We start from the raw sequence: 21,642 nt of genomic DNA, 5'->3' as shown, positions 1-21,642 counted from the left end.
TCTTTAGTATAAACCGATAATTTTTTCTGTTTCATGAAAAAAACTATACCCAATGATCTCTTGGAACGCTACCTTAATGGCCAATGTTCTGATGAAGAACTGGCACGCGTAAAAGCATGGTATCATTCCTTTCGTGCCGATGATGATCAGTTGTCTGAAATGAGCAGGGCCGAAATAGATCAGTTGGAAAGTAGAATGTATCAACAGATCACTAATAATATCGGTTTAGAGGAACACACAGGTACATCTCGAAAAGTTAAGGTAATAAAGCTGGTAAAAATCATGTCAGCCGCAGCCGTAGCAGCAGTATTTATTGGGGGCTTTTATTTGCTTAATACAGCTAAAGTTTCATTTAAGACTACCTTGCCGGCAGTGCAGGCTGTGAATGAACAGGTAGATATAACTAACAATTCCAACACTGTATATAAAGCACTATTACCCGATAGTAGTATCGTGTGGCTGCAGCCTGGTAGTAACATTCGTTATCCTAAAAAATTTGCAGCCAATGCACGTATTATTTCTATGTATGGCGAAGGGTTTTTTGAAGTTACCAAAAATCCATCACGGCCATTTATTATTAATGGGCGTAGTATAATTACTAAAGTTTGGGGCACAAGTTTCCTGATCAGGGATCGCTATCGCAGCGCAACGGCTGATGTTTCGGTAGTAACCGGCAAGGTTTCTGTAAGCATTAAGCAAAATGGGGCCGATAACAAATTTAGTACCGCATTAGAGAAACATGAGGTATTGCTTTACCCGCGCGACAAGGCAGTTTGCTATATTAACCAGCATATATTAAAAGCCGAACGACTTATTAAAGAGCCTGCACTTAAATTATGGAGCCAGGCCAGTCTTGCTTTTGATAATAAACCTTTACGGGAAATTATACCGGTATTAAGTGCCACCTATGGCATTAAAATTAAAGTAAACAACGAAAAGATAAACCATTATATGCTTACCGCCGACTTTGAAGGCTTTAACCTTCCGGATGTGTTGGCAGCATTAAAAAAATCGATCAACGTTAATTATGAGATAAAAGATAACACGATCGAACTTGAATAAGTAAAACCAATTATTAACCAAACCCACAGCCTATGCTATATAAGACCACTACTTAACTTATCCTCATTTCTGCGGATAAAAATCCCTGTATATGAAAAAAGCTTAAAAGTGTTGCGACCACTTCTAAGCTTCAAACGCCCAATTTGCTATACCAAAAAATGGTGTAATGGGCGCTAATTGTCTCATTTTTAACAAAGAAACTTAACAAATATATGAAATTTCGATTACGAAAGCCAATACCCTGGTCTAAAATCATGAAGGTAACATTTACTCAAATTTTGTTGGCTGCACTGTTAAGCTCAATGGCTTGCGCAGGTACTATTAAAGCTCAAAGTGTACTTGAAAAAAGCGTTACGCTTTCAGTAAAGAATATTCCGTTACAGGATGCGCTTAAACAATTACAAAAGAACAGCGACATCAAGTTTATTTATAGCAAAAACTCAGTTAACCTGGGGCAGCGGGTAACCATTGATTACCAGAACCGGGACCTGAAAACCGTACTTGACGAAATGCTGAAAAGTAACGGCATTGATTACGAGGTTTTAAAGGGCCGCATAGTATTGGGCAAGGCCGAAGAAATAAAAGCGATACGCGAAGGGCGTGTTGTAGCTGCAGAAACAAGCAATACTGAAACTGCAGTGGCTGCAGTACCGGTAACAGGTAAAATTGTTGATGAGCGTGGCGTACCGCTACCCGGTGCAACCATCACTGAAAAAGGTACAGGCAATGCTACAATGGCCGATGTGAATGGTAATTTTAAACTCAATGTAAGTGATAACAACGCGGTATTGGTAGTGGCATTTGTAAGTTTCCGTACGCAGGAAATTACAGTAGGCGAACAGCGCAATTTTACCATAAAGTTGCTTGATGATATAAAAGGCCTTAATGAAGTAGTGGTGGTGGGTTATGGTACGCAAAAGAAAAGCGTAACCACCGGCGCTATATCTGGCGTAACCGCTAAAGAGTTTGAGGACCTGCCTGTAACACGTGTTGAGCAAATTTTACAGGGCCGTACTTCTGGTTTAACCATTGCGGCAAACAATGGCCAGCCCGGCGAAGGTGCCACGGTGCGGGTGCGTGGTATTACCTCGTTTGGTAATAACGACCCGCTATGGGTAGTAGATGGTGTGGTGGTTGATAACGGTGGTATTGGTTATCTTAACCAATCAGATATCGAGTCGATAGAAGTGTTAAAGGATGCTGCATCGCAAGCCATTTATGGTACCCGCGCGGCAGCAGGTGTTATACTGGTAACCACAAAAAAAGGCCGTGAAGGCAAACCCCAGATCAATTTCGCGGGCTATTACGGCATATCTAAGCCTGCACGCAGGGTTGATCTGCTTAACGCTCAGCAATATGCAACTTTACGCAATGAAGCCAGTGTGGCAGGTGGTGGTAACATTGTATACGCAGACCCGGCATCACTTGGCGTAGGTACCGACTGGCAATCTGTTATATTTAACAACAGTGCCAAACGCCAGAACTATGAATTAAGCGTAAGCGGTGGTAATGATAAATCTACCTATTACACTTCTTTTGGTTACCTGGACCAGGAAGGTATCGTAGCTACAGATATATCCAAATATAAGCGTGCTAACTTCAGGGTTAATCAAACTTATAAACCTGCTAAATGGATCAACTTCGGTGAAAACATCGGTTACACTTATAACCGTTCTATTGGCTTGGGCAATACCAACAGTGAGTTTGGTGGGCCAATCAGTTCGGCGCTTAACCTTGATCCGATCACGCTGCCGGTGGTTACCGATCAGGCGGCGGCATCTGCCCCGGTATATGCTAATAATCCGGTACGCCGCAACGCGCTGGGTTATCCTTACGGTATATCAAGCATTGTTGGGCAGGAAATTGTTAATCCGCTTGCTTATATATCAACCCGCCTGGGCAATTATGGCTGGGCGCATAACGTAGTAGGAAATGTTTACGGCGAAGTTGAACCTATACATGGTTTAAAGTTACGCTCTACAGTGGGCACAAAACTGGCATTTTATGGCAGCGAATCGTTTAGCCCTGTAGCCTATCTTAACGCTTCTACCATTACTTCTCAAAACAGTTATAACCGTGAAAGTAACCGCTTATTTAACTGGAATCTGGAGAATACAGCATCGTACAGCCGTACATTTAATAAGCATAGCGCAACAATATTGTTGGGCCAGGGTGCTTACTCAGACAATAACCGGTATACTGATGGCGTAACCTATTATAACCTGCCGGTAGATAATTTTAAAGACGCATCTCTTAACTACAGTATCCCGGCGGTAAACCGTGTAGGATACGGCAGCGAAGGTCAAATACATACCATCAGCTCATTATTTGCACGTGTAAACTATAATTATGATGAACGCTATATCGTAGAAGGCATCATCCGCCGCGATGGTTCGTCAAGGTTTGGTTCTAACTTTAAATATGGTACTTTCCCGTCGTTCTCATTAGGATGGGTACCCACAAAAGAAAATTTCTGGCCTAAGAACGATGTGGTAAGCTTCCTGAAACTACGCGGTGGGTACGGTGTGGTAGGTAGCGATGCTATTGCCGATAACGCATTCCTGTCAACCATTGGCGGTGGCCGTAATTATAGCTTTGGTACTGGTGATACCTACATAAGCGGTTACAGCCCCAACGCGCCATCAAACCCTAACCTGCGGTGGGAAGAAACATCGCAAACCAACGTAGGTTTTGATGCCGTGCTGTTTAATGATCTCAATATTACTTTTGAGTGGTTTAAAAAGAAAACAAGCGGCATTCTGCAATATCCGCCAATTCCTTTATACGTAGGGGCAATATCTAACCCGGCCGCTAATATTGGCGACATGCAAAACACCGGCGTGGAGTTGGAATTAGGCTACCGCAAACGTGTGGGTGATTTTAATTTTGATATTAACGGTAACGTTTCACATATCGTAAATAAAGTAACTTATTTAGGTAACGGCCAGAAGTTTCTGGACGGGGCAGGTTTTCAGGGTATTGAGGGTGGTATAACCCGTACAACTGTAGGCCAGGCTTACAACTCTTTTTATGGTTACCAAAACCTGGGCGTATTTCAAACTCAGGATGAGATCAATAGCTATCGCTCGGCCAGCGGGGCAGTTATACAGCCCAATGCAAAGCCCGGAGATTTTAAATGGGCCGATCTTGATGGAAATGGCGTTATTAACGACCAGGACCGTACCTACATAGGCAACCCCACACCATCATGGATATTTGGCTTAACATTTAACGCCCAGTATAAAAACTTTGATTTGGTAGTATTTGGGCAGGGGCAGGCTGGTAATATGATATTCCAGGGCTTACACCGCCTTGATATCGGCAATGCCAATTTTACAACCAAAAGGCTTAACAGGTGGACCGGTCCCGGTACCAGCAATACCGAGCCGCGTGTAGTGGATGGCGACCCTAACCATAACACCACCTATAACTCTAAATATTACCTTGAGAAGGGCGATTATTTCCGTATCAAGAATTTGCAAATAGGGTACACCTTGCCATCTCAACTCATCAAGAAAGCTGGCATGAGAAGGGTACGTGTGTATATCACCGGCGAAAACCTGTTCACGTTTACCAAGTACTCTGGCTATGACCCTGAAATAGGTGGCGGCAGTTACAGTATTGACCGTGGTTTTTACATGCAGGCTAAATCATATATGCTGGGTGTAAGTGTAGGATTCTAAATTATAACCAAGAACATGAAGAAGAAGAATATTAAATATTTATCATTTTTTCTGGCAGGATCATTAACACTGATGGCCTGTAAAAAAAGTTTTCTGGATGTTACCCCCAAGGGTACCAATCTGGAATCAAACTATTATCGTAATCAAACTGAAGCATTTAATGGGCTGGTAGCCATATATGATGTTGTAGGCTGGCAGGGCGGTGGCTTTGTAACTAAAGAAAATGCCATGGATGCCGGTTCTGATGACCATTATGCCGGTGGCGGTAACGCAACAGATATTAACGATCTGCAAGTATTTTCCAACTATACGCTGTCTCCGTCAGTAGGCCCTTCATACGAGTTATGGAGAGCAGGCTTTTCAGGTGTATTCCGCGCCAACGTGTTGATACAGAAATTGCCCGGTGTCCCGATGGATGCGAACCTTAAAAGCAGGTATAAATCTGAGGCTACGGCTTTGCGCGCCTATTTTTATTTTGATCTGGTGCGCCTGTTTAAATATGTGCCGCTATTAACAGAATCTATTCCGGCTGATAAGATCTACGACATAGAGCAAGCCGCTCCTGCAGCGGTATACAAACAAATTGAAGATGACCTTAAAGCAGCTCTTGCCGATAATAATATACCAGATAAGGTTGATGTTACTGTTGATGGCGGCCGCCTTACTAAAGGTGCGTTGCATGCCCTTTTAGGTAAAGTATATCTTTATGAGCAAAAATGGGCTGAGGCCGCTACTGAGTTTAAAGAAGTGAACGGTGCTACACCCGGTCAGGAAAACAGTAAATACGGCTACAAACTACTGTCTGATTTTGCATCGCTTTGGAAAACCTCTAATAAATTTAATAGTGAATCTATATTAGAAGTAGGCCACTCATCCAAATCTGCCGGCAGCTGGGATTGTATAGCCTGTACCGAAGGCAATGTGATGAACATTATTGTAGGGCCGCGTGACTACAAAGCATTAAAACCAGGTGCTCCGGATTATATATCAGGTTACAGCTTTTTACCTGTAACTAAAAACTTGTTTGATGCCATTCATTTTGACCCGCGTAATAAAGCAACTGTTGCCAACCTGGATAGTTTAAAAGCCAATGGCATAGCCGATTATACGCCCGCTTACATGAATACCGGGTACTTCCTTGGGAAATTTGCCGGGCGGTTATCTGATAAAACTACCGGCGGGGGCGCGCCCGAACTTAACTACCCTCAAAATATGTATGAGGTACGCCTTGCCGATACTTATCTGATGGAGGCCGAAGCGCTCATACGCGGTAACGGCGATCTGAGCAGGGCTACAGCCTTAATGACGGCTGTACATACCCGTGCCTACAACGATGGTACTACACATAACCTTGCCGCAACATTTGAAAATCTTAAGCGTGAGCGCAGGCTTGAACTTGTTGGCGAAGGCCATCGCTGGTTTGATCTGGTACGCTGGGGCGATGCGCCTGCCGTGTTAGGCTCGCGTGGATTTAAAGCCAATAAAAATGAGATTTTGCCTATACCGTTGAACGATCTGAACAACACAAAGCTTAAGCAGGCTAAGGAATGGGGCGGTACTTTGTAAATCTATTAATTAACTGAGAAATGAAAAGAAGTATAACTAAAGTAATAGCCGGTGCCATTATAGTAACCGGTATATATGCGGGTTGTAAGCCCGAAAAGTTTGAAGGTAACGGGCTTACCTCAAACGATCTTCAAGCCGCATTTAATGTAACACCAGTACCCGGCAAACCTAATTATTACATTTTAAAAGCAGATACAAAAGGTGTTTTGGCTGTAAAATGGGATACCGGCGATGGCGCCGCGATAAGTAAACCGGTAGACACGGTTTTTTTTCCTGACGCCGGAAATTATAGTATATCGCTAACTGCCATTGGTAAAGGAGGCGTATCTAAAACGAGTACACAGCAATTAACAGTATCTACCTCTGATCCTTCTGCCGGAAACCTGGTAAAAGGAGCCAACATGGGTACTGGCGACGACGCCTTTTGGAACCACATAACTATTTCAAGCGGCGTTACCTTTGCTATTGAGGATGGAAAAATGGTGGCTAAGGGGGGTAATAACGGACATGCTGCTGTTTGGCAGGCCATTGATGTTGTAGCCGGCCGTACTTATAAAGTGGACATGAATGTAAGTGGTAGCGGTGCTACCGATACCTGGTTTGAAGTATATGCAGGCACAAAGCAACCCGTAAACGGTCAGGATTACAGCGATGGAGGGGCTCGTATTGCATTAAATACATGGGCCGGTTGCGGTAAAACAGCTTTCAACGGTAAGTTAACCAGCATATCATGCGCGGGGAGCGGTAACACCTTAAAGTTTGATAAATCCGGAACGGTTTACTTGCTTATCAAAAGCGGAGGGTCTAACCTTGGCCTAACCGGCATTGGCTTTAACAAGGTTACCTTTAGAGGCGTTAATTAGAATGTGTGATACAGGGGCGGTTTAACCGCCCCTTTTAATCTTTATCATGAAAAAAATCATATTGATTTCGGCAATTGGGTGTGTTTTAGCCATAACCTTAGCTTGCTCAAAAAAGAGCGAACCTTCTCTGCCACCCTTTCAACCTATTGAGCAGCCGGTTAAAACTTACGGATTTGAAAGTACTGTAAGCTGGGCCGATGAGTTTGACTATACAGGTGCCCCCGATGCGAATAAGTGGACTTATGATACCGGCGGAAGCGGCTGGGGGAATAATGAATTGCAAAATTATACCACTTCTACAGATAATGCGATGGTGAAAGATGGTGCATTAATTATAACGGCTAAAAAAGAAAGTTCCGGCGGCCGCGATTACTCATCAGCAAGGGTGGTATCGCGAAACAATAACGACATGCTTTATGGTCGTTATGAAATAAAGGCAAAATTACCATCCGGTACCGGAACATGGCCCGCCATATGGATGCTACCAAACGATTATGCTTATGGCCCGTGGCCAAACTCCGGTGAGATAGATATTATGGAACATGTGGGCTATGATCCTAACAATGTTCATTTCAGCGTGCACAATCAGTTGTTTAATGCCGGCAACGCAAAAACCAGTACTAAGCGTATAGAAACAGCATTTAGTGATTATCACGTTTATCGTTGCGACTGGACTCCTGAAACCATAAAAGGTTATTATGACGACGAATTAGTGTTTACCTACACTAATGATAAAAAGGGATCTGCGGGCTGGCCATATGATAAGCCGTTTCATTTTTTGCTTAACATAGCAGTTGGTGGTAACTGGGGGGGCGTAAAAGGGGTGGATAATGCTATTTTCCCGGTGACTATGCAAGTTGATTATGTGCGTTTTTACAAACTGAAAAGCTAATGAAAAATATAATCAAATACATAGCCGCTTTATGCTTGTTTGGGGTGGTTATTGTTACCTATGCTTGCAGCAAAGGTGGCGTTAAAACAGGTAACACACCTGTTCAGCCCTCTCCACCCTCAAACCCGGGTGTGCCGCCAAAAACTGATGTGGCCATGTGGCTCACTACGCCTGATCAGCTACAATTGTTTAAGCAGCAAAATATATCACTGGTATTTGCAGGAGCCAGTAATAATAATGCTACCATAACGGTTGATGACGGCCGTACTTATCAAACAATAGACGGGTTTGGGTTTGCACTTACCGGCGGAAGCGCTACACTTATTAATTCGCTTAATGAAACGGATAAAGCCGCTTTATTGAATGAGTTATTTAAAACGGATGGTAACAATATAGGAATTAGTTACCTGCGTATATCTCTCGGCGCGTCAGACTTAAGCGCCAACCCGTTTAGTTATGATGATGTTAGCGGCGACGTAGAACTAAAAAACTTTAGCCTCGATAAAGAAAAGGTTGATCTGATCCCGCTGTTGAAAAGAATATTGGCTATTAACCCCGGCATAAAAATTTTATCGTGCCCGTGGAGCGCGCCCGCATGGATGAAGGATAACAACAGCTTTTACGGAGGCAGCCTTAAGCCCGAGTATTATGATGTTTACGCCAGGTATTTTGTTAAATATATACAAGCCATGAAAGCCGAAGGTATCACCATTGATGCCATTACGCCACAAAACGAACCGCTGAACGCGTATAATAATCCAAGTATGCTAATGGTATCTGCAGACCAGGGCAAGTTTGTAAAAAGCAACCTTGGCCCCGCGTTTCGTGCAGCCGGCATTGCTACAAAGATCATTGTTTACGATCATAATGCCGATCATCCGGAATATGCAACCGATATATTTGCCGACGCGGCCGCGGCCGGGTTTGTAGATGGCGCTGCATTCCATTTGTATGGCGGTAATATCAACGCGCTTGGAATGGTACACAGCCAGTATCCGGATAAAAATATATACTTTACCGAGCAGGCTACTTTTGGTGGCGGGAATTTTGGTGGAGACCTGGCCTGGCACATCAGTAACCTCATCATAGGGGCTACGCGTAATTGGAGCCGCAATGTTTTGGAATGGAACCTTGCTTCAGATCCTAACTTGAAACCACATACAGATGGCGGTTGTACAACCTGCCTTGGGGCGGTAACCATAGGTAATTCTGTAACCCGCAATGTATCATATTACATTATTGCTCATGCTGCTAAATTTGTCAGGCCGGGTGCCGTCCGTATAGCATCTGATCTGTTAAATACACTGCAAACGGTAGCCTTTAAAAACACCGATGGATCTAAAGTAATGGTAGTACTTAACACAGCCACTACTTCACAAGCGTTTAATATAAGTTATAATAATAAAGCAGTAAGCACTACTATACCTGCAGGTGCTGTTGCCACTTACGTTTGGTAAGACTTGTTTAAAGTTGATTAATTAAAGGCGTTGGCGTAATTGCGGCGCCTTTTTTTGTTGGTTAAAATAGGTATCTCTTAATACAATCTGCAACGAGTTTACCGGGCAAACCGCAGTTGGCAATAACTCCAAGTTTTTGCGCCGCAGCGAGAATACTTTAAAGATATTGCAAGAGCTTGATTGTATTTATCATACCTACGACTTGAGCAGAGATGGAGCCTTTTATATATAAGCGTTAATCAAAGAGATTTCGCTGTTGTTCCATACACCCTTCGCCACAACGATCTGGGATGATCGAGCTGAAGAACTTTTCTCCTGATCAGTATATCACATAAGTAAAAATGGAGTTCGATCAGCTTTACGAAGAAGCAGCAACCCGCCGCAGAATGCTGTTTGTAACATTCCACGATCATCTAAGCGGTACGTCGCAAATGGTTAGGGCTGCAACAGAATTGGTAAGATATATGCAAAAGCATCCCGGCGTTGCTTTTAAACGCAAAGACGAAATAGCCCAAATGACATTAAAAGGCTCTACAAGTTTGTGGGAATAACTTGCTTTGTTAAAGATTTACTATCATCATTTAATCCAGGCATGCTAATTTCAAATATTATCAAAACAAAAAAATCCTGTACAATACATAAATTTATTAAGATTGAAAACTCTTAAGAAAAAAATCCCAAATGAGGGCCAGCAAAATTAGTGTAAGACTATAATCCTAAAAACTTCCAGTCTCACTTTTTTAAGGTGTCAACCTGCTCAAAGAATACAAGAGTCATCTTTATCTCCGCCCAATTTGCGCTCTGGGGTTAACTGAATATTACTTTATCACAGTCTATTTTTATAACATGATTTGAGCGAATTAAGCTGGTTAGCTTTTACAACAAATAATCGTTCCAAGTAATCAATTACAACTTACAATTGCAGGAGAAAACGTTTGCTTTGCTAACCCATGCTCTCTTAATATTTTAGCAAGCCCGTACCTGCAATTTTTATAAAACTCCGGGTAAAAATTTATCAGTTCGTTGTTGTTTACGATTATGCTTAGTGTTAATAAGATTGACAAGGTATGCTGCCCGGCTATTTCCATAAAGGCCTTGGTGTTTTGTATCAGGCGACTATAGTCTTTCTGATTTAAATCGACTTTTATTCTTAGTGCATAGAAAACAGTTTTCATGTAATCTGTAAAGTTTTCCGGGCTTTGCCTGTAAAGCATATGATAGTGCTGATAGGTCAAAGCGAATTGCTCTTTGCGGGCAAGCTTGTAATAACTATCTGCTTTTATCATTTCCATAAAATACCCGTAACCATGTTGTGCACAAAGTTTTGGCAACTTGTAGTTTTTTTCGAGGGCGTTGATGTATCGTAACGTTTTTAGCGGTTTTTGAAACAATATAAGCGTATAGGCACCTAATAAAAACAACATATCGTGTGAGGCGGTATCTGTAAAGTAGTTTCCCTCTTTAGGAGGGTTAAAGTAAAACTTTGTCAAATCGTGAGCAACCTCACGTTTAATTTCGCCGTTTTTCAAATAACTGTAAATAGCATCAAGGCATTTAATTGGATTTATTGCAAATCGGCTAAAGCTTTCATACGGCAAGCTTCTCAGCTTTGATACGCAATTTTCCAGTTCGCTTAAGTCAAGGCGTAAGGTGGCTATTAAAGCCAAAGCGGTGTATAAAAATGCCCTTTTGCGGTCGCTTAAATTAAATTTCAGTAAACTTTGCAGTGTTCGTTTGTACTTGATACTTACAAACTCGGCCCCAAAAAAGTAATTAAACAGTTCAGGGCTGCAGTCATGCTGGAAAAATGAACTCAATAATTCGTTCTGATTCGGCGTAGCGTTTTGCTCTGTGAACATATCGCCCATGAAATTTATTAGATCAGCTTTTTCAGTAGGGCTTAACCGGGCATGGGTTAGCAGGTTAAAATTGTACTGCTGGCCTGCTTTAAAGGCATACATCACACACCATTGTAAAACAGCTACTTTTTGGCCATTTGTTTCAAATAGTCTGTTAATGTCTTCTATAAGGAATTCATTGAAAACAAAATCGTTTTTATACAGCAATAATTCAGCTAAGGCATTATTTCGAAAATGCAGGTTTATAAATTCAATATATACGTTGTAATGCAAACCTGTGCTCTTATTGGTTTCAATCAAATAGCCAACGCTTAAAAGGTCATGATACGCTTGAGAATAATGCTTAACCAAGCTATTGACTTTTGCACGCAAAACCGTAAAGTTTCCATTTGCGATATCCATTTCTTCAGTTAAACCTTGGATGAGCTGTATTTTATCTGCCGCGTTTTGACCCGTATATACCTTGTTAAGCTTGAACGCAGCAACCATTTCATATGTAGATGCCTTGCTTATGTTGCTAAGTGTGAAATTTCCTGGGTTTTGCTTGTAGTAAAATTGAAAATAAAGTGGATGACTAAACTGAAGTGAAATATCTGCAGATGTGTTATAATTTTCATTCTGGTTAATATTTAAGGCAAGTTGCCTTATTTCGGCGGCGTCAAAAACCGGTACGTTTATAGCGCTGTTCGCATCGCCTATAAATCTGATGAACCACTTCTCTTCAGTGATATTAAACTGGTGCTTCTTATTTATCCATGTAAATGAGCGCATGGTAAGAATTAGCTTAAACCATGAAGAAAAACGATATAAAGCAAGAATATCAACCAGTTGGGCTAATAACAGGTTATATTGCTCCGGCTTATAAACATGCTCATCAAAAGCGTCAATAATCAGATAAAACTTACCGCCTCTTTCTTGATACTGGTTTAAAATGGATGGTACATCATCATTTGCTGTATAACCTAATAAAGCCAGTAGCCAGTAGTGGATATCTTGCCCGCTTAAAAATGCATTCATTAATGCACTGGTACTAAAAAATAGTACAACGTCTTGATTGTTATTTTCATCATTATTCAATAAACGTTCTTCAAGCCAGTGGCAAAGTGCTAAGGTTTTACCATAACCAGCTGGTGATGCGAGCACAGTAGCGTTATAATCACCTGTTAAAAAATCATCTAAATGATCTGTTACTGTTTGCCTGCTAATAGTTTGGCTGTATGGGATCACCGATTTATTGCGTAAAACCTGTAGGGTAAGATTTGTGATCTTTTGGGCGTTAAGTTTTAGGTTGTCCCAATTAGGGGCAGTCTTCGCAATTGTTTTGTTCAGCTTTGTTTCCTGGCTAAGGCAGAAATCTTCCCAACCCTTATAGCCGCAATACCTTGCCAATACGTCAATGGTGAATATTGATGGTTTAAATTTACTGTAAGCAAACCCGAAAACCCGTTTAAGCGTGGTTTCGCTTACGCTGTTTTTGGTTTTGCGAAATATCTCAGCAGCAATTATGCGGCAGTCATGCGGGGTAATGTTATTTAGTCCTGATGTAGTAATTACCGCATGCTTAAGTAGTTCATAATATTGAGGTAAAAATGATGTCATAAGTAAAAGGCATAAGGATTTAACTAATTAATACACTTGCATAACTTATTTAAATATCTTCCGCAACAACCTTTCTACTGGTAGCATTTCATGTAAGTTCAATACTGGTATTGTCAAAAACAGGAGCGGTGTTTTTAACATCGCTTCACAATTTATTATCGGTTGATTAGTTATTTCGCGGCTATGGCACCTGTGTTTGGCCTTTTTGCTAAGTAGGGGTAGCTTAGTCTTATCCGTAATCAATCTCTCTGACATTTGTAATAATTTTTAGGTTTTAAAAACTGTTTAGAATAATCGTATACAGGTAAATATAATAAGCCAGGCCCCTATTTTTCTTATTTGTTAAATTATTAAGGCCAAACTTTGAATATTTAACAGTAGAGTTATATATAAAATATTCCGAATAGGAGTATTTTATTTTTTAGAGTAATTAATAAGTAAGTTGATATTCTGAGGTGGGTATTAGAGTAGGGGCATTGTTTGGTAACCAAATATTGATAGGCGATTTTGTTGACATCGCAGCTCTTAGTCGTCAAATCTTTTCGTTCTCAAGTATTATCTGTATACAGATCATTTACGCCTGGATGTCATCAATAGCTATGATAATGAACAAAATAAACAATATATTCTTTTTGTGAATAAAATGAAAGCGCCCTGGTAAATGAACAAAGTGCTTTAAGGTTATTCGCTTTGCAAGAGCGTACTTAGGAATAAGATCAAACCTAACACTCTATGCATGAAAAGCTCTACCCACTTTAGCAGATTTGTAGCCGTTCTGCTACTACTGCTTTGTACTACTCTCAATGTAATTGCGCAACGCAACTTTGCCACTACACAGCAAAGCGGCCGTAACGACATTTTATGCCTTGGCTGCGTTGTAGACAACGCAGCTCTTGCCGTTGACGGGAACCTGCAAACCAACTCAATAATGAGGGTTGGAGTAGGTGTAGCCGCGTCAACTTATCAGGAATTGATTTTTCCTGGTGCTGCTAAGATTGCTGCCAATACGCCCGTAACCGTTAAACTGGGTACAGGCGATAATTTGCTTGACCTGACGGTATTGGGGCGTATTACTATCCGCGCTTATAATGGCAGCACTCCTGTAGGTGGGGCTATTGCAGCCAACACCCTGTTAACATCGGTAAGCAACAATAACCAGTTACAGTTAAGCATTACACCAACCGCTACGTACGACAGGATCCGCATTACCCTTGGCGGCGGTTTGGTTGGCGCATTGAGCAGTATTTATGTTTACGATGCCTTTTACAACGGGCCAGCAAACGTAGCCTGTAATAATGCCTTTGACGAATTGCATGGTATATCGGCAGGCTTACTCAACCTGGGTGTTGATGTAGGGGGCGTTGCTAACCCGCAAAATGCTATTGATGGTAATATTAACACAGCATCAACCCTTAACGCAGGCATAGCTGCTGTAGGGGCTTATGCACAGCAAACCGTTATTTACGAAAGATTATCAACCATAGGCGACTCCGTTCGCCTTACTATGGCCTTACCGCCCGCGCTGATAGACGCGGGTATACTGGCTAACATTTCCATATCAACTTACAACGGTAACACCTATAATAACGATGCTGTTGTATTCAATTCCGCACTCATCAACCTTCGGTTGCTCGACCTGGTGAATGGCCGCCGCAGGTTTACCGTAACTTACGCGCCTCCAAAAGCATTTGACAGGGTACAATTACGCCTTGGCGGTGGAATTGCCAATGTATTATCAACTTTAGATCTTTTTGAAGCCGAAAAGCTCATTGCGCGCCCTGTTATCAGGTTTAATAATGTTGTTACTGATAACGCGAACGTTTGCGCAGGTAGCGCGGTAACATTAACGGCTGTTGCAGTGCCTAATACCGTATTTAAATGGTACACACAGCCAACAGGCGGTACCGCGGTGTTTACAGGCGCAACATTTTCACCGGGCGTGCTTGCCGCTACAACAAGCTACTACGTTTCTGCAATGCGCAACGGTTGTACCGACGAATCTGAGCGCACCAAGGTAACCGTAACAGTCAACCCGGTACCGGTTGCACCTGTTATTACTAATAACAACCTGTCAGTTTGCCCCGGCGGAACGGTAACTTTTACTGCTACACCTGTTACGGGCGTAACAGTTAAATGGTACGCAACCGCCACAAGCACCACTGTATTGGCTACAGGTAATAGTTTTACCACGCCTGTAATCAATGCCACAACAACTTACTTTGCAGAGGCTACAACAGGTGGCACCTGCCCAAGCCCAACACGCACACAAGTTACTGCCACATTAAGCGCGCTGCCTGCAGTGCCAACTTTAACGGCTAATAACGTAACTATCTGTACCGGCGATGTAGCTATACTTTCAATAGCTACGCCGGTTGCAGGGCAAACTTACAATTGGTATACCGTTGCAACGGAGGGCACACCGGTTTATACGGGCGTTAACTTCACAACCCCGGCCTTAACTGCTAATGCAGTTTATTATGCTGCGGCGGTAAATGCTACCGGATGCGAAAGCGGCACCCGTGTGCAGGCAAACGTTACAGTATCGCCCAAACCGGCTAACCCAACGTTGGCTGCAAGTAGCCAAACCATTACTGCAGGCCAAACCGCAACCATTAGCGTAACCAATGCGCAAACGGGTGTTACCTACAGATGGTATACATCTGCTAACGCAGCTACCCCGATATTCACCGGCAATATCTATACTACGCCGGCTTTGTTTACCAATACAACCTATTATGTAGCTGCATTTAATAATGCAGGCTGCGAATCAGCAGCGCGTACACCTATTACCATTAACGTAAACATTAATAACAACTCGCCATGTTCATTTGCCAACGTGCAAACCAGCAATACTAATGGCCTGTGCGTTGGTTGTTTTGTTGAGAACGGCGCGCTTGCTACCGATGCTGATACAACTACAGCTTCAACCCTGCATGTAATAGCAGGCCTTTTAGGTGGTTATCAGGAGCAAAACCTGGTGTTCCAACAACCGGGCCTTGCCGGTGATACTGTGAAACTTGTTTTCCGCTCTCCGGTAGGCTTGGCTGATGTAAGTTTGCTCGGACAGATATCAGTAGCCTTATATAATGGCGCTACACAGGTAGGCAGATATACGCTTGATAATAACTTGTTAACGCTACGCCTGTTAGGACCGGATAACCGCTACGGCGTTTTCATCCCGGCAACCGGTAATTATGATAGGGTGCAGATTCGCTTAAATGCTGGTGCTGCGGGCTTGCTTACCGCGCTTGATGTTTATTATGCAGTGCAACAGTTCCCTAAACCGGTATTTGGAAACGGCTCGCCCCAAATATGCAGCGGCAGCCCCGCAACGCTAACCGTTACGGCACCTACCAATGGCACCATCAGCTGGTTTGCTAACCCAACCGGAGGCACTGCGCTTAAAACAGGTTTATCATACAACACTGCTAACCTAACCGCAACAACTACTTACTATGTTGAGTACAGCCGTGGTACCTGCATTAGCCCGGTGCGTTATCCCATAACAGTTACGGTAAATGATACGCCTACTAAACCTACTGTAATACCGCCAACCAATACCATAACCGCCGGACAAACCGCTACGTTTAAGGCCACCGGCGCTATCGGTACTGTGATCAAGTGGTATGAAGCTGCAAACGGCGGCACACCCGTGTTTACAGGTGCAACGTTTACTACACCGGCACTGTCAGCAAATAAAACTTATTATGCCGAAGCGGTATTAGGTGATTGCCCATCGCCAGATCGCACTCCGGCATCGGTAACGGTGACACCTGTTGTGGTGCCTAATGTAACGGTAGTGCCGCCAACACAAGCGGTTGACCCGGGTACATCGGCAACATTGGTAGCTTCATCAACGACACCTAATGTTACCTTTAACTGGTATACACAGCCAACCGGAGGAATAATCGTTTATACCGGCGCAACATTCAATACGCCGTCGGTATTTGCACCAACTACTTACTACGCAGAGGCCGTTACACAAGCCGGCATAAAATCTGCAACAAGGGCGCTGGGTGCAATCACCCTTAACTCAACATCTACCAACCCTGTACCTTGTGGTTCGGCAATTGCACAAACCAATACGGTTGGTGGCGGCTTGCTATGTGCACTATGTGGTATATCAAACGCAAATGGCGCAGTTGATAATGACCGTAACACATTCTCTCAACTAAATGTACCCATTGGCGTTTTGGGTGGCTATGCTGACCAAACGTTAAGGTTTGCCAACATTGGCCGCACCGGCGATAGCATTATTGTAGAGTTGGGTGTTCCGGGCAGCCTTGCAAGTGTGGGCGTGCTATCGCAAATAAGCTTGGCTACCTACAATGGCGCCAGTTTTAACAACGACAGGACACCCCTCAACGGCACATTGCTCACCATTACTTTATTAAACAACACCAGCCGTTTCCGTGTGGCATTCAAAGCCACCGCAGACTTCGACAGGGTAGAAGTGAGGTTGAACTCGGGCGTTGCCGGTGTTTTAACAGCATTAAATATTCATGATGCTGCACAATCTGTTGCCGCGCCAACGGTAACCGCGGCAAGTGTTACCGCCTGTGCCGGAACGCAAGCAACGCTTAGCGCAACGGCCCCGAGCCACGTTACCATTAAATGGTATACCACTGCAACAGGCGGTACGCCGGTAGCAACAGGAGCAACGTTTAACACACCGGTACTTACATCAAATGTTACCTACTACGCCGAAGCAAGCCGCACAGCTGATGGATGTGCCCAGGCCGTGCGCACCCCGGTAGTAGTTACCGTAACGCCGGCGCCTAATGCACCGGTGGTAGCTGCTTCAACAGTTACGGTCTGCTCGGGTCAGCCGGCAACCTTTACGGCTACCGCTGTAAACGGTGTAATCTTTGCATGGTACGCTACCCCAACGGGCGGCACACCTTTAGCAACAGGTAACACCTTTACAACCGCTCCGCTTACCGCCAATGCTACTTATTATGTAGAAGCACAGGCTGCGGGGGCATGCGGTAGTTCGGCCCGTACGCAGGTTACGGCTAATGTTACCGCTACACCGCTGGTGCCTTCCGTACAACAAAGCATCGTACAAACTTGCTCGGGTTCAACAGCTACCCTGACGGCAAGCTCAACCCAACCAGGCGTAACGTTTAATTGGTATACTACCGCAACAGGCGGTACGCCGGTAGCTACTGGTGCTACGTTTGTAACTCCTGAGCTTACTACAAGCAGATCTTACTTTGTTGAGGCCGCATCTGGTACCTGCGTTAGTGCGACGAGGGCTGAGGTTAAAGTTAATGTTAACCCAACGCCGGCTAACCCAACAGTTACTGTTATCCCGGCCGGCGGACAGATATCTTCAGGCCAGACCGCTACACTTACCGCTTCATCAACCACTGCGGGTGTTACCTTTAAATGGTACACGTCCGCCACAGGTGGTACGGCAATATTTACCGGTGTAACTCTCACCACGCCTGTATTAACATCAAACGCTACTTACTATGTAGAGGCGGTGTTAACGGCAACGGGCTGTACCAGTGCATCGCGCGCTCCGGTTACTGTTACGGTAAACCCTATATTCTCAACATCATGTGATTTTGCATCAACTCAATTAACGGATGTAAATGGCGGATTGCTATGTGTTGGCTGTTCAATAACCGGCGCTAACAATGCGGTAGATACCGACACCACAAACTTTGCCCGCCTTAACATGCCGGTAGCGGTGCTTGGCTCATACGTTGCCCAGCAACTGATTTTCAGTGATGGCGGTTTGGCAGGTGATAGTGTTACGGTTAAAATTGCTATCCCGGCGAATATTGTTTCGGCAACGGTGCTTAACCAGTTACAAATAGCTTCTTATAATGGTGGCACATACAACGGCGACAGGATAAACCTGAGCAGCAGCCTTATCGGTTTGCGTGTGCTGGCCGGTGGCCGAATAGCTATAATCAGGTTTGCACCAAAAGCGGCATTTGATCGTATCGAGATAAGGTTAAACAGTGCCGCAGCTGCCTTATTTAATACTGCTGATGTTTACTATGCAAGCAAGCAGGTTGATGCACCTATCGTAAACGTATCAACGGTAAACATCTGTTCGGGCTCAACCGCAACGTTTACTGTCAACAATCCTAACGCAGGCGTAACATATACCTGGTATACCAGCGCTACCGATAACACGGTAGCAGGTACAGGCGTGACGTTTACAACACCGATACTTAATGCTACCACCATATATTACTTAGGCAGCAGTCGCACATCGAACGGTTGTGCTAACCCTAACCGCGTGGCGGTAACTGCCAACGTAACGCCATCACCGGTTAACCCAACGCTTAACCAAACAGCGGCAACCATCTGTGCTGGCGAAACGGTAAACTTTACCGTTACCAACGCAGGTACAGCCACGGTACGATGGTACAATGCTGCCACAAACGGCACGCTGTTATTCACTGGCCCAAGCTACACCGTAACGCCGCTTGCTAACAGCACTTATTACGCTGAGTTAAGCAACGGTACCTGTACAAGTCCGTCGCGCACAACAGCTACTGTTACCGTAAATCCGCGACCTGCTAAACCGGGTGTAGATGCAGCTAACGTACAGGTTTGTACAGGCGGCACTGCAAATTTAAGCGTAACCAACCCTGATGCAGGCGTTACTTACAATTGGTACACCACTGCAACTGCAGGCACTGTTGTTTACACCGGTGCAACGGTTACTACGGCGCCTATCAGCCAAAATACAACTTTCTATGTCGAGGCGGTGAACAATGCCGGCGGCTGTATCAACAATGGTGGCCGTACAGCGGTAGCCGTTACCGTAACCGGAGTTATTAATGCGCCTACGCTTAACGCAAACAACACTACCGTTTGTACTGGAGGATCAGTTACCATTAGCGTTAACAACCCGGTAGCCGGTCAGCAATATAATTTCTATACGGATGCCACTTCGGCAACACCGGTATTTACAGGTACGAGCTACACGCTTAACAATGTAACTGTAAACGCATCGCTGTTTGTTGAGGCCGTACAAGGGACCTGTACAAGCGCAACCCGCGCCCGTGCAGATATAACCGTTGTGCCTGCACCCAATCCTCCGCAGGTACAGGCACCGGCAGGTGGTTTAGTGGCTTGCAATGCCAGCGACTTTACCATCAGCATCGCTAACCCGCAGGCCGATCTGGTTTACAGATGGTACACTGCGGCCACCGGTGGCACGCTCCTGTACACCGGCACGGAATACACGGTGAATATTTCGGCAACAACAACTTATTATGTTGAAGCCGCGAGTGCAGGCAACTGTAACCCATCAACCCGCACTCCGGTTACGGTTACCGTTAGCCTGCTGCCTCCCGATCCAACGGTTATTACAGCAAATGTTGCGGTATGCCCTGGCAGCAGCGCTACACTAAGTGTTGCTGCTCCTCAAAATGGTATCACTTACAAATGGTACAGTTCACCGGCGCAAACTACCGTATTATTCACCGGGCCAACCTATGTAACAGATGCTATTACGGCAACTACCAATTTCTATGTAGCTGCATTTAATAGCAACGGTTGCAGCAGCAGTAACCTGGCCATGGTGCAGGTTACCACAAGGCCGGCACCTGCGCCACCGGTTATAGCTAACGATGTACCGGTAACAACCTGTGCAGGTACCAGCGCGGTGCTTAACGTTACTAACGCACAGCCAAACTTTACTTATAAATTCTATACCGTTGCTACAGGGGGTACTGCCGTATTTACCGGTACTGCTTACACTACGCCAGTATTAAATGCCAATACAACTTACTATGTAGAAGCACTTAATGAAGATGGCTGTCCTTCAGCAACACGTACACAGGTAACAGTTACTGTAAACCAGGGGCCAGCCGTACCGGTAGCATCCGCAAGCGGTACAGAAATATGCCCTAACAACAGCACCTCCATTACTGCCACAGCAGAAGCAGGTACAACCTTAAATTGGTATGCTAATGCATCCGGCGGAACGGCGTTGTTCACAGGTGCCAACTTCATCACACCATTGCTGACTAATACCACTACCTATTATGTAGAGGCCGTAAGCACAGCTACAGGTTGTGTATCTGCAACGCGCGCGGCCGTTACCGTTAAGGTGTTAGGCCCCCTACCTGCACCGGTGGTTACCGTGCAAACCACCACCACATCAAGCGTAACCTTCGCTTACAGCGCGGTACCTGGTGCTACAGGCTACGAGGTGAGTTTAGATAATGGTGCTACATACACGGCCCCGAGCTCAGGCGCTAATGGGTTAACGCACACGGTTGGCGGGCTAAACCCTAACCAATCGGTAACCATAGTGGTACGTGCGTTGGGTACAACGGCTTGCCAATTAAGCGCAAACTCTAACGCGGTTACCGGTACAAGCTCTAATCCGTTTGGCGACGGCATATTTATACCAAACGCCTTTACACCAAACGGCGACGGTAATAACGATGTGCTGTATGTGTATGGTACCAATATCAAGAGCTTAACCTTCTCTGTGTACGATCAGTGGGGCGAGCAACAGTTCCGTACTACTAACAAAGCTGCAGGCTGGGATGGTACCTACAAAGGCCATGCACAACCAGTCGGCGTCTATGTGTACTACGCGGATGTAACGCTCAACAGTGGGCAGGTGGTCAGGAAAAAAGGTACCGTAACACTTATTAGATAATCCCTCTAAATCTATTC

At 44.4% G+C, this 21,642-nt stretch carries 9 protein-coding genes; 8 read left to right on the top strand and 1 reads right to left on the bottom strand.

The features are described 5' to 3' along the window. The first annotated feature begins 33 nt into the window (after positions 1-33). The 7 genes from CKK33_RS02230 (at position 34) to CKK33_RS02200 (ending at position 10,074) form a co-directional block, all read left to right on the top strand. The gene (locus CKK33_RS02230) at positions 34-1,062 is read left to right on the top strand and encodes a FecR family protein (protein ID WP_095702540.1); all 1,029 of its coding nucleotides are present in this window, start codon (positions 34-36) and stop codon (positions 1,060-1,062) included. Between the two features lie 281 nt (positions 1,063-1,343). Further along, entirely contained in the window at positions 1,344-4,745 is a 3,402-nt protein-coding gene (locus CKK33_RS02225; protein ID WP_198952433.1) for a TonB-dependent receptor, read from the top strand. A 15-nt stretch (positions 4,746-4,760) separates the two neighbouring features. Continuing rightward, positions 4,761-6,311, top strand: coding sequence for a RagB/SusD family nutrient uptake outer membrane protein (locus CKK33_RS02220; protein ID WP_095702538.1), 1,551 nt, complete (start codon positions 4,761-4,763; stop codon positions 6,309-6,311). Positions 6,312-6,331: 20 nt separating this feature from the next. After that, the gene (locus CKK33_RS02215; RefSeq protein WP_095702537.1) at positions 6,332-7,174 is read left to right on the top strand and encodes a PKD domain-containing protein; all 843 of its coding nucleotides are present in this window, start codon (positions 6,332-6,334) and stop codon (positions 7,172-7,174) included. A gap of 46 nt (positions 7,175-7,220) precedes the next feature. Continuing rightward, positions 7,221-8,066, top strand: a complete 846-nt coding sequence (locus CKK33_RS02210; protein WP_095702536.1) for a family 16 glycosylhydrolase — start codon at positions 7,221-7,223, stop codon at positions 8,064-8,066. Continuing rightward, the gene (locus tag CKK33_RS02205; RefSeq protein WP_095702535.1) at positions 8,066-9,523 is read left to right on the top strand and encodes a glycoside hydrolase family 30 beta sandwich domain-containing protein; all 1,458 of its coding nucleotides are present in this window, start codon (positions 8,066-8,068) and stop codon (positions 9,521-9,523) included. The genes CKK33_RS02210 and CKK33_RS02205 overlap by 1 nt, the downstream gene beginning before the upstream one ends. A 341-nt stretch (positions 9,524-9,864) precedes the next feature. Then, entirely contained in the window at positions 9,865-10,074 is a 210-nt protein-coding gene (locus tag CKK33_RS02200) for a hypothetical protein (protein WP_095702534.1), read from the top strand. Positions 10,075-10,425: 351 nt separating this feature from the next. Here CKK33_RS02200 and CKK33_RS02195 read toward each other — a convergent pair whose 3' ends face one another. Then, positions 10,426-12,981 carry a hypothetical protein gene (locus CKK33_RS02195; RefSeq protein ID WP_095702533.1) on the bottom strand — a complete coding sequence of 852 codons (2,556 nt, stop codon included), beginning with the start codon at positions 12,979-12,981 and terminating at the stop codon, positions 10,426-10,428. A gap of 736 nt (positions 12,982-13,717) precedes the next feature. Here CKK33_RS02195 and CKK33_RS02190 point away from each other — a divergent pair. Further along, entirely contained in the window at positions 13,718-21,625 is a 7,908-nt protein-coding gene (locus CKK33_RS02190) for a gliding motility-associated C-terminal domain-containing protein (RefSeq protein ID WP_095702532.1), read from the top strand. The last annotated feature ends 17 nt before the right edge of the window (positions 21,626-21,642 follow it).

Origin of the sequence: Mucilaginibacter sp. MD40 (genome assembly GCF_002288635.1) — a bacterium.
GTDB lineage: Bacteria > Bacteroidota > Bacteroidia > Sphingobacteriales > Sphingobacteriaceae > Mucilaginibacter.
The sequence above is the reverse complement of the archived record's forward strand: the minus strand, read 5'-3'. Positions and strand labels throughout refer to the sequence as shown.

Coding starts and splice junctions, on each gene's coding strand:
- CKK33_RS02230 (WP_095702540.1), top strand. CDS start 34: ATGAAAAAAACTATACCCAATGATCTCTTGGAACGCTACCTTAATGGC.
- CKK33_RS02220 (WP_095702538.1), top strand. CDS start 4,761: ATGAAGAAGAAGAATATTAAATATTTATCATTTTTTCTGGCAGGATCA.
- CKK33_RS02215 (WP_095702537.1), top strand. CDS start 6,332: ATGAAAAGAAGTATAACTAAAGTAATAGCCGGTGCCATTATAGTAACC.
- CKK33_RS02210 (WP_095702536.1), top strand. CDS start 7,221: ATGAAAAAAATCATATTGATTTCGGCAATTGGGTGTGTTTTAGCCATA.
- CKK33_RS02205 (WP_095702535.1), top strand. CDS start 8,066: ATGAAAAATATAATCAAATACATAGCCGCTTTATGCTTGTTTGGGGTG.
- CKK33_RS02200 (WP_095702534.1), top strand. CDS start 9,865: ATGGAGTTCGATCAGCTTTACGAAGAAGCAGCAACCCGCCGCAGAATG.
- CKK33_RS02195 (WP_095702533.1), bottom strand. CDS start 12,981: ATGACATCATTTTTACCTCAATATTATGAACTACTTAAGCATGCGGTA.
- CKK33_RS02190 (WP_095702532.1), top strand. CDS start 13,718: ATGAAAAGCTCTACCCACTTTAGCAGATTTGTAGCCGTTCTGCTACTA.